Origin of the sequence: Exiguobacterium sp. SRB7LM (assembly GCF_015712685.1) — a bacterium.
Lineage (GTDB): Bacteria > Bacillota > Bacilli > Exiguobacteriales > Exiguobacteriaceae > Exiguobacterium > Exiguobacterium profundum.
Genome location: NZ_VWVR01000006.1, coordinates 1,642,024 through 1,655,874, shown reverse-complemented (window position 1 = coordinate 1,655,874; position 13,851 = coordinate 1,642,024). Strand labels below are relative to the sequence as shown.

11 protein-coding genes are annotated in these 13,851 nt (G+C 49.3%); 7 read left to right on the top strand and 4 right to left on the bottom strand.

Annotation, left to right across the window (positions count from 1 at the left end; translation table 11 throughout):
• Positions 1–29 precede the first annotated feature (29 nt).
• The 3 genes from F3H97_RS09220 to F3H97_RS09210 are packed head-to-tail and all read left to right on the top strand — an operon-like array spanning position 30 to position 2,346.
• Positions 30–995, top strand: coding sequence for a glycoside hydrolase family protein (locus F3H97_RS09220; protein ID WP_230872838.1), 966 nt, complete (start codon positions 30–32; stop codon positions 993–995).
• A complete protein-coding gene (locus F3H97_RS09215) occupies positions 992–1,930 on the top strand; it encodes a glycoside hydrolase family protein (protein WP_196431175.1) in 939 nt (312 codons plus the stop codon). The genes F3H97_RS09220 and F3H97_RS09215 overlap by 4 nt, the downstream gene beginning before the upstream one ends.
• On the top strand, positions 1,930–2,346 hold the full coding sequence (locus F3H97_RS09210; protein ID WP_196431174.1) for a GNAT family N-acetyltransferase: 417 nt from the start codon (positions 1,930–1,932) through the stop codon (positions 2,344–2,346). The genes F3H97_RS09215 and F3H97_RS09210 overlap by 1 nt, the downstream gene beginning before the upstream one ends.
• 145 nt (positions 2,347–2,491) lie before the next feature.
• On the opposite strand, the gene F3H97_RS09205 is transcribed toward F3H97_RS09210, so the two are convergent.
• Entirely contained in the window at positions 2,492–2,752 is a 261-nt protein-coding gene (locus F3H97_RS09205; RefSeq protein ID WP_031422447.1) for a hypothetical protein, read from the bottom strand.
• A 104-nt stretch (positions 2,753–2,856) separates the two neighbouring features.
• Between F3H97_RS09205 and F3H97_RS09200 the strand changes: the two genes are divergently transcribed.
• Together F3H97_RS09200 and F3H97_RS09195 are read left to right on the top strand one after the other, a co-directional pair.
• Positions 2,857–4,098 carry a UDP-glucose dehydrogenase family protein gene (locus F3H97_RS09200; RefSeq protein WP_196431173.1) on the top strand — a complete coding sequence of 414 codons (1,242 nt, stop codon included), beginning with the start codon at positions 2,857–2,859 and terminating at the stop codon, positions 4,096–4,098.
• Between the two features lie 97 nt (positions 4,099–4,195).
• Positions 4,196–4,924: a DUF3784 domain-containing protein gene (locus tag F3H97_RS09195; RefSeq protein WP_196431172.1), complete on the top strand. Its 729-nt coding sequence runs from the start codon at positions 4,196–4,198 to the stop codon at positions 4,922–4,924.
• Between the two features lie 12 nt (positions 4,925–4,936).
• On the opposite strand, the gene F3H97_RS09190 is transcribed toward F3H97_RS09195, so the two are convergent.
• Together F3H97_RS09190 and F3H97_RS09185 are read right to left on the bottom strand one after the other, a co-directional pair.
• Positions 4,937–7,633, bottom strand: a complete 2,697-nt coding sequence (locus F3H97_RS09190; protein ID WP_196431171.1) for an EAL domain-containing protein — start codon at positions 7,631–7,633, stop codon at positions 4,937–4,939.
• 113 nt (positions 7,634–7,746) lie between these two features.
• The gene (locus tag F3H97_RS09185; protein WP_196431170.1) at positions 7,747–9,519 is read right to left on the bottom strand and encodes a C40 family peptidase; all 1,773 of its coding nucleotides are present in this window, start codon (positions 9,517–9,519) and stop codon (positions 7,747–7,749) included.
• Positions 9,520–9,800: 281 nt separating this feature from the next.
• Between F3H97_RS09185 and F3H97_RS09180 the strand changes: the two genes are divergently transcribed.
• Both F3H97_RS09180 and F3H97_RS09175 read left to right on the top strand, forming a co-directional pair.
• Positions 9,801–11,648 (top strand): sensor domain-containing phosphodiesterase, encoded by a 1,848-nt coding sequence (locus tag F3H97_RS09180; protein ID WP_196431169.1) that lies wholly within the window; start codon positions 9,801–9,803, stop codon positions 11,646–11,648.
• An 81-nt stretch (positions 11,649–11,729) separates the two neighbouring features.
• The gene (locus F3H97_RS09175) at positions 11,730–12,383 is read left to right on the top strand and encodes a hypothetical protein (RefSeq protein WP_196431168.1); all 654 of its coding nucleotides are present in this window, start codon (positions 11,730–11,732) and stop codon (positions 12,381–12,383) included.
• 94 nt (positions 12,384–12,477) lie between these two features.
• Here F3H97_RS09175 and F3H97_RS09170 read toward each other — a convergent pair whose 3' ends face one another.
• Positions 12,478–13,851: a sensor histidine kinase gene (locus tag F3H97_RS09170; RefSeq protein ID WP_370568567.1), complete on the bottom strand. Its 1,374-nt coding sequence runs from the start codon at positions 13,849–13,851 to the stop codon at positions 12,478–12,480.

Sequence of the window (13,851 nt, the reverse complement as noted above, 5' to 3'; positions counted from 1 at the left end):
CAATGATTAGGGGAAAGGGGACGAACACGTTGAACACATCATTTGAATGGACCAATCGACGTCTTTTCTTCAGCCCTCAACGAGACGCATCACTCGACTGGATGGATGCGTTCGCACAAGGACCTTGTGTGTTGGAACGCGATACCTATTTACGAATCTACTTCAGCTGTCGACCGAAACCGATCGATGGACGATACGTCAGTCACAGCGGGTATGTGGATGTCGCAAAAGAGGATTTCTCGATTCTTCGGGTGAGTGAACGACCGATACTGGAGCTCGGTGCACGTGGGACGTTCGACGAGTTTGGTGTCTATCCGTTCTCGGCGATTGAGGTTGGGGAAGAGGTGCACGCCTATTACGGGGGCTGGACGCGTACAGTGTCCGTTCCGTTTAATGTGAATATCGGAAAAGCCATCAGTCGAGACGGCGGACGTTCGTTTGAGCGTGTCGGTCCAGGACCGATTTTATCGTATACACTCGATGAACCGTTCATCTTGAGCGGTCCGAAGATTCGGCGCTTCCATGACACGTGGGTCTTGTTCTATATCGCCGGACGAGAGTGGGTCATGGATGGCGAACGTCCTGAACCGGTGTATAAGATTCGGCTGGCCACGTCGAAGGACGGGGTCACGTGGGTGAAGGCGGGACGCGATTTAATCGAAAGCGTACTTCCGAATGAAGCGCAGGCTAGTCCGGACGTCTTTTATGAGGATGGGCGCTATCATATGTTTTTCTGTTACCGAGATGCGACCGATTATCGGAAAAATCCAGAGCGGACTTATCGAATCGGGTATGCCTCTTCTCCGGATTTCCTCCATTGGACGCGTGACGATTCGGTCATGAGATTCTCGCGGACAGAATCGGGATTCGATGACGAGATGGTCGCCTACCCCCACACGTTCACGTTGAACGGGAAACGTTATTTACTCTATTTAGGGAATGAAGTCGGACGAGAAGGGTTCGGCATCGCGGAGCGCAAGGAGGGAGCGAGATGAAGTGGAAGAAACTCGGACACATCTTTGACCCGGCGCCGTATGGATTTTTCGGGGAGTATTCCTCGTTCGCCCAATCCCCTCAGGCGCTCGTCTTCGAAGATTTTGTGCGCATCTATTTCTCGACCCGTGAACCGGACGGTGACATGTTCAAAAGCCACGTCCGATATGTGGACATGACACGTGATTTCAACGTCATCGACGTGTCCACAGATGAAATCATCCCACTTGGAAAACGGGGGACGTTCGACGAACACGGGATCTTCCCATTTCACGTCACGCGGACGCGTGATGGGCTTTATGGCTATACGAGTGGCTGGAGCCGTCGAGACTCAGTAGCTGTCGAAACGGGGATTGGTCTCTCTGTCAGTCGGGATGAGGGAGAGACGTTCGAACGGCTCGGCGACGGACCGGTATTATCAGCGAGCATCGAGGAACCGTTTCTCGTCGGCGACCCCTTTGTCGTCACACGGGAACAATACTATATGTATTACATTTACGGGACGACATGGAAAGAGGGTCCGGATGGTGTCCAGGAACGGACCTATAAGATTGCGCTCGCCACGTCAGAAGATGGACAGATGTTCAAGCGTCACGGAAGAATCGTTTCGGATATGATCGCGGACGAGAGTCAGGCGCTTCCGACCGTGTTCGAAGCGGACGGACGCTACCATATGATTTTTTGTTTTCGAGACACCTTTGGCTTTCGGACCGATCCGTTACGCGGATATCGATTAGGTTACGCCTATTCGGAAAATCTGTTGGACTGGACGCGTGATGATGCGGCACTCGGATTCGAGCGAAGTTCTGACGGATGGGATGCGGACATGGAATGTTACCCGCACGTCTTCGAGTGGGACGGTCGGCACTATCTTCTCTATAACGGGAACGAGTTTGGGCGACATGGGTTTGGCGTCGCTGTCTTGGAGGATGTATGATGACTCGCGACCAAGGGACGGTTTCTGACTATGTGGCGCATCTTGAGGCGTGTGATCATCTGTTCCCGACCAAGCTGTCGGAGCGGGTAGCGCTAGAGCCATACGCTTTGAAGCTCTACGAACGGGCGACATCGTATGAAATTTGGAACGACGGGCGTCTCGTCGGGCTAATCGCAGCTTACATGGATACGGACATCGTCTTCATCAGCCATATTTGCGTGTTGCCGGAAGCGCCGTCCGGTAGTGGGCACTCCTTACTGGAAGCGTTATGCGAAGAAGCGGTTAAGACGAACAAACGGAAGATTCACTTGCACGTCGAGGCAATGAACGAACGGGCGATTGCCTTCTACATGCGACACGGCTTCAGCGAGCTCGAACGAATCGATGATGTGCTCGTCATGGAGAGTATATTATGAAACGCATCTCTCTCGTATTTTAGAATAAGAAAGTTAAATACAAACCGAAGCTGATCCTCGTCCATCGTACGAGGATTTTTTGATGAATGCAGGAAACTGATAAGCTTTATCGAATACGACAAAAAGAAAAAGCGCCTGACCGAGGTCAAACACTTTTCTTGAGCTCTCGTTTCCGGTCGCGTTGTACCTTCCAAATCACCGATCCAACGATGATCAGGATTGGCGCGATGACCCATGGACGGGCTTCGAGAATCGAGACGAGTTCAAAAATGGAGAGCCATCCGCTCACCATGATCAAGACTAGCAAAAAGGTTTTCAGTCCCCCCCGGACCGGAAGCCAAAAATAAACGAACAATGTCACTAAGAAGAAAGCGATTAAGCCCATGCGGTTTGTCCTTTCACCCATCATTTTGACTCATTATAGCAAAGAACATCGAGAGAGTGTTAGAAGCTTCACTTCTTCGGCGTGTTTCGGTACGCTTATAAAAGATGATTGAAGGAGGAACTGATGTGAAATTTGGAATTATTGGTTTAGGATACGTTGGATTGGCTACACTTTGTGGTTTGGCAAAAGCCGGTCATCACGTCATCGGGGTTGAAGCGGACGAAGAGAAGCTACGTCTTCTCATGAGTGGACACCCGCCATTCCATGAACCAGGCATGGCAGAGGTGTTGCAAGAGCACGCCGACCAGATCACCCTAACAAGCCGAATCGCGGATACGGAGCAGGTCGACTATTTGATTCTTGCGGTCGGGACACCGAGCAAGTCTGATGGAAGCTGTGACTTATCTTATATCGAAGCAGTCTTGTCGGAACTGAACACGAAGCATAAAATCGTCATTCGTAGCTCGGTCCCACCCGGCACGACCGATTTACTGAACATCATGTATCCCTCTCATACGTTTGCGATCGTACCTGAATTTTTACAAGAAGGACGCGCGCTCGCAGACGTCATGAAACCACACCGTGTCGTCATCGGGTGTGTAAACCTCGAAGTCGCAGAAGAGTTGGCGGGAATCTACGGACGACTTGGCGTTCCGCTCATCTGTACGACACCGATCAATGCAGAACTCATCAAATACGCCTCGAACGCCTTTTTGGCCACGAAAATCAGCTTCATGAACGACTTGTCGCGTCTAGCCGATCAAGCTGGTGCTGACATTTCGACGATTGCGGACGGGATGGGACTCGATCCGCGAATCGGGCGTTCGTTCTTGAACGCGGGCATCGGGTACGGAGGTTCATGCTTCCCGAAAGACATGAACGCACTCCTGCACGTCGCGAGTGAAAACGAGATCGACCTACGTGTCATTCGGGCGGCGGCGAAAGTGAATGAGACGCAAATCGAGTACGTGCTCTCGAAATTGAACGTTGAACCGAACATGCGCGTGGCTATCCTTGGTTTGGCATTCAAACCGGGAACGGACGATATGCGTGATGCCCCATCGATTCTCCTCGCCCACCACATGGTGGCCCGTAACGTGGACGTCATCGGGTATGACCCGATTGCGACGTGGGACTATCCGCAAGCGACGACGGTCGAAGAGGCGCTGAAGGGAGCCGATTATGCCATTCTCGTCACAGAATGGGATGAAATCGTGAACTTGGCACCGGATGCTTTCAATGGCATGCGCCAGCGTCGATTGATCGATGCACGAAACGCATGGAAGTTCGCACGCGATCCGGGCGATGTGTCATACGAAGGAATCGGACGGATGCAACGTCCGTCGAACACACCGACTTCAAACTAAAACTGTTCAGGACCGCTCATATAGGCGGTCCTGTTTTTGCGAGACGTGAATCTTTTGTAGCAGTCATGACGTATAGAAAGGAGAGGAGGCGAGGCATATGTGGATTCTCATTCTAGCAGCAGGAATCGTCATCGCGTTAGGCTTCGCGGTTGACCGGCTCGGTTGGTATCACTTGATCTCTGGATACAATACGATGTCGAAAGAGAAACAGGAGCGGGTCGACATCAAAAAAGTGGCGCGACTGATTGCCTGGATGTGTTACGGGATTGGTGCGCTTTTTCTCATCATTGCACTCATCGAACTGTCTGGTTGGAACGTCCCGCTCGAACCGTTCTTTCTCGTCCTGATGGTATTCATTGTCGGGATGCTCTGGCGGATGCAGCGCTATGACGGTAACATCTACGATGGAGCGGGGCGCTTGAGACCAGATGGGAAAAAACGTCTCATTCCGATCATCATCGTCTCTGTCGTCTTACTCGTCGGCGTGCCGGCTCTCATGTTTTGGTTCAGTCAACCGACTGAGGTGACCGTGACGGATGAAGCGATCGTGATTGAAGGCAGTTATGGTCGTGAGGTCCCGTTTGATGAAGTGGAAGACGTGACATGGACGACATTGCCGGATATCGCGCGTCGAACGAACGGAGCAGATACGGGAACACGTCTGACCGGACATTTTCGGACGGAAGCAGGGGAGGATGTGCTCCTCTTTATCGACCGTAATGTCGAGCCGGTGATTCGACTCGATTGGTCAGAAAAAACAATCTATCTCAATCAGTCTTCGGTTAAAGAAACGAGACAGTTATATGAGGACATTCGTTCACGCTGAAAAAAGGGACACTCAATGCGAGTGTCCCTTTTTGTTGACCCATGATTCGAATGAGGCTGCGTCCAGGGCGGGTGAGAAGTAGAAGCCCTGTCCGAGTTCGACCCCTTCACGAAGCATGCGGGACAGGTCGCTTTCGGTCTCAATCCCTTCGGCGAGAGCGGTCAGCTGTTGCTCGTTCGCGAAGCGAGAAACGGCACGTAAGAAGGAAGTACTTTCTTTCGCCTTTCCACTCACATACATCCGGTCAATTTTCACTTCTTGAATCGGTAGGTGCCAAATCGCTTCGAATGAGGCGTATCCGGTCCCGAAGTCGTCGATTGATAGGCAATAGCCGAGGTCGGAGATGTCTTCTAATCTTTCGAGTTCACTCGCATACGACATGATGTCCGAGGACTCGGTCAATTCAATCTTCAATCGGTCAGGTAGCCACGGGTATACCTCAATTGAATCCCGGAGCTTCGCCACGATGGAAGGGTCGACCGAATGGGCCGACAAGTTGAACGACAAGGAGATGTCTTCAAATGAAGTCCCTTGCCATGCGACGAGCTGGGCAATTGTCTGATCGAGAATATTATGTGAGAGCCATAAGATTTGATCGGAGCGTTCCGCGATGCGAATGAACTCGTTCGGTGGGATGACTCCGATGTCAGGATGTGTCCAACGAGCGAGTACTTCCGCGCCGACGACGCGACCGGTTTTCAATTCGACTTGCGGTTGATACGCGACCGTCAATTCTCCTTTTCGGATGGCGTCCGGAAGCGCTTGTTCAATCAGTGCGGCGAGTTGCATCTGGGCTAAAATTTCCGAGTCATACCAAACCGAAGGGGTACGTGTCTCTTTGGCGTGCTGTAACGCCTTCATTGCCTTGAACAGACAATCGTTGTAAGTCGATTCCGTCTCAGTTGCCCCGATTTGAATATGCACATTTTGACGTTTATGGTTGATTGTCACTTCTGTCGGGAAGAGCTCCAACAGCTCGTGCTCATCCTCGTACGAGAAGCCTTTGACATACAGCATAAACGTGTCGTCTCGGTATCGACCGAAGAGATGTTGGGCATATTTCGAAAGACGGGACTCGACGGCTCGCGCAAACTCAATCATGAGCAGATCGGCATACGCTGGGTCGTACCAATCGACGAGATGATGATAGTCATGAATCCGGATAAGGACAAATGCACCGTCAATCTCTTGCTTTTCCCACTTGCGAATAAAACCGTATTCGTTATAGAGATTGGTCGCCAAGTCGAAACGGACGAGACGGTCGACCTTCCGTTCCCGTTCGACCCGGTCTGTCTCATCTTCGACGATGAGGTAATACGTCAACTTTTCCTCACGCTTGAGCGGCGTCAGTTTCACATTCAGATAACGGAGGTGTTCCCCTTTCAGATGAATGATGAACTGGGCACTCGTCCCATGTTCAGTCACACCTTCGAGCGCTTGCTCGAACAAACGGCGACCCGTCTCGGTGAACAATTGATTAATCTCATATAAGTTCCGATCACCGAAAAACTGTCGGAACATCTCGTTGCGCTCAATTAAATTATACGAGTCATCCATCAGTGCGATGGCGAGTCCCGTCTCAGAGAAGAGGGACGACCAGCGTTCATGATAGCGCACGAGATCTTGCGAACGATTTTCAAGTTCATGAACGGTCGAATGGACACTCGTGGCAATCTCGCGTAACTCGTCCTCGATCCCTCGGAAATCATGTGTTTTCGGAAACATCGCTTCGACAGGTTCTAGGCTCGGGTCGATGGCGAGTGCGCGTGCCTTGAGATGCGCCAAATCGTGATTGTAACGATTGCGTGTATAGTAGAGCAGGAATAAGAGTCCGAGAGATAAGAGCAACGTCACCACGAATGAAGTGGTGGCTAAGACTTGATAATGCTTACTTTCTTCTTGAAGCATCGTCTCAGAACTCGAACGGATGGAACGAAGGGCACCATAGGCGTCCTCGTAGACATTCGTTGAATTGACGTAACGAGCTTCTAGAGACGCCTCGCGATTCGCCATATTCGCAAAGGATTGCCCGCTTTCCGCCACGTCGATGACCGCTTTCGACTGCAGTGTCTCATTCGATTCGATGATGGTTTGAACAAGTTTTGCTTCGCCGACAATCATGTCCACGGTGTTTGTGAGTTGATCCGCATCAATCGGGTTACGGAAGAGGGCTTCACGATTCCGCATAAGAATCGATTGCATTCGCATGATGGCATCAGTCAGTTCGTATGCCGCATTCGATTGATTCGTTTGCTCGAGTGCTTGATATAGCCATCGTCGATTGATGGAACTGATGACATCGGTTGGGACCGCCTCGAACTGTTCTGCCTCGAGAATTTGATTCAACTCATTTGAGAACGTCTGGAGCGTCTCCCGTTCCCGTTCGTTCACACCGTCCTCAAAGTCGTTCAATAAACGCTCATTGTATTGGAGTGCCCGTTCTTTGTACGGTGTGGAGAGGAAGGATGTCGTCTGATTCGACTGCTCCTCATACCGGGTCGCCGCCTCGAACAGAGAGACGTATGCTTCGACACCAGCTAGGTCTGCCGCTTGATTCAAATTCGTAATCGTCTGGTCGATGGCTTCTTGTTTTTCATGCCAATAAAAACTCGTGCCAAGTCCAAACAACAGGACACCGATGAGACAAGCAATCGCGAGCACCATCGTGTAGGTACGGTATGGAATTTTTGCAAAACGGGGTTGGCCCATCCGGCACCTCCTTTTTTTCCTTCATCATACTTCCGAATTCGGGTCAGGCGATAAAAATCCTGCAAAACGAAAGAAAAACCCGACTTTTGTCGGGTTTTTTAGCGTGACGAAAGTCACGGTCGTTTATAACCGATTAAGCGTGACTGCCAATACGGTTCTTTACTGATTTGGTTGTATCCTAATCCGGATGAACCGGCATGGATGAACGTATCGGAATTGATCATGATACCCATGTGCGATGGCCCGGCGGTATATGTGTTTTCGAAGAAGACGAGGTCACCGGCCTGCGGGACGAATGACTTGGGCAATTGAGGTCCGAAATAAGCACCACCCCAATAATTAGCCACGTTTGTCCGTGGGATGCTGACGCCGGATTGATTGAATACATAATAGATGAGTCCTGAGCAATCGAATCCACCATTTGCCGGGCTTGATGATGCCCATACGTACGGTGTGCCGACGAAGCGTTTTGCCACATCGATGGTCGAAAGCCTAGTAGCTTGGGCACTTTGCCCTTTGATTTCAGTGACGGCTGATTTTGCGACGAATCCTGATGCGAGACGATAGTGGGTCGATGTCTCTCCGATCACGTTCAAGAGTTCTCCCCGAAGTGTCGAGCCGACCGTGCTACTCGACTCGTTCGCCTGTGACCGAATCGATGTCGGATAGTACGTATAATATGAATTCGAATCATAAGAACCTTCAACCCAAGACGGGCCGTCTGCCGAACCTTTCGGGACGGTTTTCACATAAGCCGAGGCGACAAATCCTACCGTATTCCCGTAATAGATTTGAAGCCAGCCTTTTGACGACTGGACGACGCGCAACGTCTGTCCTGCTTTGACACTCCCGATGATGGTCGCGCTCGTCGATGCGCTCGAACGTACGTTCAAGGACGGTGTGTTGACGATATAATCGACAGCCGCATTACCAGCACCGGCATCGCCTTCGTTCGGAGCCGGGTTGCTCGGTGTCGTGGACGTCTGCTTCAAGTAACCGGCGCTCACGTATCCGGACTTCCCATTATACGTGACATAGTACCAGCTACCCGACTGTTTCGTCGCTTTGACGACGGTTCCGTTTGGGATGGTCGTGACGAGCGGATAACCGACGCCTGCACCTTGTCGAACGTTCAAGTTTGCCGTCGTAGTGAATTGTTGATTGATCGATGGTCCTGTACTCGGTGTTGTCGGTGTCGCCGCTCCTGATGTCGTTAAATATGTATTGGCGACATATCCTGTTTTCGACCCGTACTTCACTTTCGACCATGACCCTTCGACAGATAAGACGGTCACGGTCTTGCCTTTTGGAATCGTGAGCAATACGGTCGTCTTCGTAGACTTCGACGAACGCAGATTCAAGTTGGCTTTCGTTTGAGCTGTAGCCGAGCTTGGTGTGACCGTTGTTGGTTTATCGGTACTGCTAGACATAGATGCTTTTTGCAAATAGTCGTTATGCACCCATCCGGTCTGTCCGCCGTAACTGACTTTTGTCCATGAACCGTTTGATTGAATCGACGTGAGCGTCGTACCTTTTGGAATCGTCAAGAGGACGCGATGCCATGTTCCGCCCGCGACGCGCATGTTCAATGCGTGTGTCGTCGTGACGCGGTTCGTACTCGTGGTGGTTAACGAGGAACCACCTGTCGCAGCAGAGGGACTGCCTGTGAGCTTTAGTTTTTGACCGATGCGAATGCTATCGGAAGAGAGACCGTTCAACGATTTAATCGTCGCAACGGACACATCATAGGACCGACTGATCGACCATAACGTATCACCCGAACGCACCGTATGTGTGCTCGCCGCTGCTGCTTCGTCTGCGTGGGCAAGCACGCTGACCGCTGCAAGTGCCGCGAATGAATAGGTGAGACCAGACTTTGGATTCATAGCGTCACATCCTTTCAAAGAGTGAGAACGAAACAATTCAACAAGTGAAACAATACAAGTTCATTGTACGGTGAGAGGAAAAGGACAATCAATGGGACAAAGGGTCAATTCACACCACTTTCTTAAAAAGGAGGTCAATAATTTATAAATGGGAATAAATTCAAATTTTGTTTATTTAAAAACGAAGCAAGCATTGACTCTCTGTTGAATTTTGGAAAACGCTGTATCGGATGATTCATGCTATCATTAGGTCAAATTTAAATGGGTGAGGTAGCAGACTGATGATCGAGAACAACTTTTCAAACCGAGTATATCGTAAACATCAAGAGAAACTGTTCGCGCTCGTACGGATGCCGATTGTAACGGAAGAAACGGTGCAGGAGGCAATTCTGTATATGTGTGAGATTGTCGCCGATATGTTGGCAGTCGATACAGTCTCGATCTGGCATTTTGATACATCGCATCGATCTATTTCATGTCAAGTCGCTTATTCTCACGAATCAGGGACACATCATCCGAAGTTGACGGTCCATCGTGAACTCGCGCCTGACTATTTTGATGCGCTTCAAACAGAGCGAATCCTTTCGTTTGAGGATGTTCGCAGTCATCCATGGGTGAAGGACCTGTACAAAGAGTACTTCGTAGAAGGAAAGCGTGTGTACTCTATGCTAGATGCTCCGATTTATGCAAACAATCGTGCCACAGGTGTTATTTGTTGCGAGACGTTTCTGCCTCGGGAGTGGAACTATCTTGAGGAATTGATTGTGAGTACACTTGCGGATTTTATTGCCATCCTGTACTTCCGGCTTGACCGGCAGCTTGTGGATGAACGGATTCATCAGTTAGCCTACACGGACGAACTGACAGGTTTGATGAACAAATATGCATTTGTCGAGGAAGTCGATCAATTACGTCAACAAACGAGAGGGTTTTTAGGAGCTGTTTTATATATTCGAGCAGACGATTTTCGGTCTATTGAGGATGCGATTGGAACCGAAACATCGAATTTGATCGTGAAAGAAATGGCGAAACGACTAAGAGCAGTAATCGATGAATCTAGGATGGCACGTACCTCGCAATCGGGATTTGTCATTTGGGTACCTTACGGGGAACGCAGGAAAATACGTTCGTTTGCAGAACATTTATGCGAGCAAGTGACGCGTGCGCCATATCGAATCAATGAATTGGACGTTGTACTGACGACGAGTGCATTCATTTCCATTGAACATGAAAGTCGATCTACTTTGGATATGATTCATACAACACGTGTCGTTGCAGGTCAATCAGATGAGAAACGTGGGGTCATCAAGTTTTTTGAAGAGGCCATGGCGCAAGAAGCATCTGAGAGACTCTTGTTAGAGATGAATTTACGTACTGGTGTGATATCAGGTCAGTTTGAACTGTATTTCCAACCGAAAGTGAATGCTTCCTCAGGTAAACTGAAAGGGTTTGAAGGGTTGATGCGCTGGAATCACCCGGAGCGAGGTCTCGTGCCGCCGCTCGACTTCATTCCGCTTGCCGAATCAACGGGTGTCATCATCGACTTAGAGGAATGGGCGTTCGTGACGGCTTGTCGCCAGCTCAAACGTTGGCATGAACGGGGAGACCGGTATGAACTCGCCCTCAATTTATCGGCGCGTCACTTCTTATCCGAAGGGGTCGTCGAAAAGTTTGCCCAAATCGCACGGGAAGAAGGGGTCAGTACGAGTTATTTGACCTTAGAAATCACGGAAAGCGTCGGGATGGAGAACCAGAAGCACGTCATCGATCGTTTTGTGGCATTCCGAGAAGAAGGTTTTTCCATCTCGATTGACGACTTCGGGACAGGGTTCTCGGCGTTCGTCTACTTGAAGCACTATCCGATTCATGAGATCAAAATCGATCGCCAGTTCATTCAAGTGACCGAGAATGACCCGACCGGAAACGTCATCGTTGAATCGATTGTCGATTTGGCCCGTGGCTTGAACTTGAAGACGGTGTGCGAAGGCGTCGAGACGCTTGAGCAGTGGAACGCGTTACGCGAACTCGGCTGTGACGAGATGCAAGGATATTATTTCTCTAGACCGTTACCGCTTGAAGAACTTGAAGAATGGATCGTTGACTATACGACACAGAAAAGGGACGCCTGAGCGTCCCTTTTAGAATTGTATATATCAATATCTTTCACTCTTATAACTTACCTAAAGTTTAGATTGGGGACTCAAATACATATGAATAGCTCAACGCCACAACAGTCAACTCATGAAATTACTTTTTTTAGCCAATTCAAGAATTATATCTTGTTAGGGTTATTGGGAATTTTCTTGGGATGCTTAGATCAATATGCGAGTAGTTCCCCTTTGATTGATTTTGATACTACACTTGAGTTTTGGCTATTCCTAGTGACATTAGTAGCTGTGTTTAGCAAGTCACGATTAAACGCTTCCATTCATTCGATTATTTTGCTTGTTTCCACAGTTTTAGCTTATTACCTAATGTTCTATTTGAACTTAGGATTCTTACCTTATCAACTATTTGGAATATGGCTAACTATCGCAGTCCTATCCTCTGTCTATGCGTTAATCATTTGGAATGCCGGTAAAAGAGGGATAGGCGCCGCTATTCTAGGTTCAATACCTACTGCCTTTCTATTCAAACAAGGCTACTATTTTCTTCCAGATCTCTTATTTAATACTGAAGCAGCTCAAGTACGTATTCACTACTTTGGTATCGATATTCAAAGTGGATTTAATCTTGTGACTGCGGTTGTGCTTTATTCAATATTTTTTAAGATAACAGAACGTCGAATCATTTTAACTGTTTCTACGGTTATCATGTTCTTCATTTTTAAAGAAACTGGCATCCTGTCGTTTCTGTCTTTTTAAATATAAAAAGAAAAGCATCTACTTTATTCGCGTTGAAATGAAGTAGGTGCTTTTTTGTCTATAGTCTGCAAAGGACGCCTGAGCGTCCCTTTTGCTATGGCATGAATGTGATTCGAATTGTGGTGCCGTGTCCCGGTGCACTGTCGACTTCTATTTTCCCGCCGTGGGCTTCGATGATGTCCCGTGAGATGGCCATGCCGAGACCACTCCCGCGTGCGTCGTCTGTATTCGTGCCTCGGTAATAGCGTTCAAAGATATAAGGCAATTCGGATTCTGCAATCCCATTTCCATCATCTCCAATCGTCACGACGTCACCCTCGATGTGGACCGTCACGTGCACCGAATCGTCATTATGGAGAAGAGCATTATACAAGAAGTTGAGCAAGGCTCGCTTCATAAAGTGACGATCGAGCGAGACGGTCGCTGCTTGAGTCGCCTCAAACTCGATGTGACGCTCCCCAAAGCGAGAATCGTTCAACACGTCGATGACGAGCTCACGAACGAACGGCTCGAGGTTTGTCTCTTCGAGCGTAAGTGGGAAATCGCCGTGTTGCAGACGCATCGTCAAATTGAAATCGTCGAGCAGTTCCTTCATATACTTAGCCTGCCGTTCAATCACATGTACGTATTGTCTGCGCTCGGTGTCATCTAACGAATCATCATCAAGTAGTTCGGCGTAGCCTTGGATGGAGGCGAGCGGGGTCTTCAGGTCGTGCGATACGTTGCTCATCCACTCTTTTCGACGTTCTTCGAGTTCTTCGCGCTGACGTTCATACGTTTTAAGTGTCTGTGAGACGGCATTCAAGTCATAGAAAACAGGACGGTAAATCCCTGACTGCTTCGGTTCGGTAGTCGAAAAATCACGTTGCTTCAGCTGTTGAATCCGTTCGGTCAAGCGATATACAGGGCGCGTCAATCGTGAACTGAACAATAAACCGATCAAGGCGGCGACAAGTAAATCGACAACTAGAATCCAGAAGGACGCCTTCGTGATATACGAAAGGACCGCCTGTTCGTCTAACATAAAGAGCACCCGACGCTCATTTGCCTCCGGCACACCGATGAGATAACTGTACGATTCATACTCCCCGATGAAGTAGAGTCGGAGGTCATCATCCATATATTTATACATTTGAATCAATTCGATTGGAGAATAGGCGTCTGGTAATCCACTAGGGGCATCGACCTCGCTGACGACACGTCCCGTCTCATCTAAAAAGCGGACGAATGCACCCGTTTGGCGAAGAGCTTCCCGCCCGACTTCTGACACAACGGGTTCACCGTCCTCAAGCGATACATAGGTGCTGAAGTTTCGGGTGAAGGTCTCCCCGGCGTTGCTCTCGACATCATCAAGTCCCGTTCGGTCATTGATAAGGAGGCCGAATAAGATTGTAATGTTCAAGAAGACGACGAGCGCAACAATAAGGAGAATCGACAACAAATAGCGACCGGTCAGTTTCCATTTCAT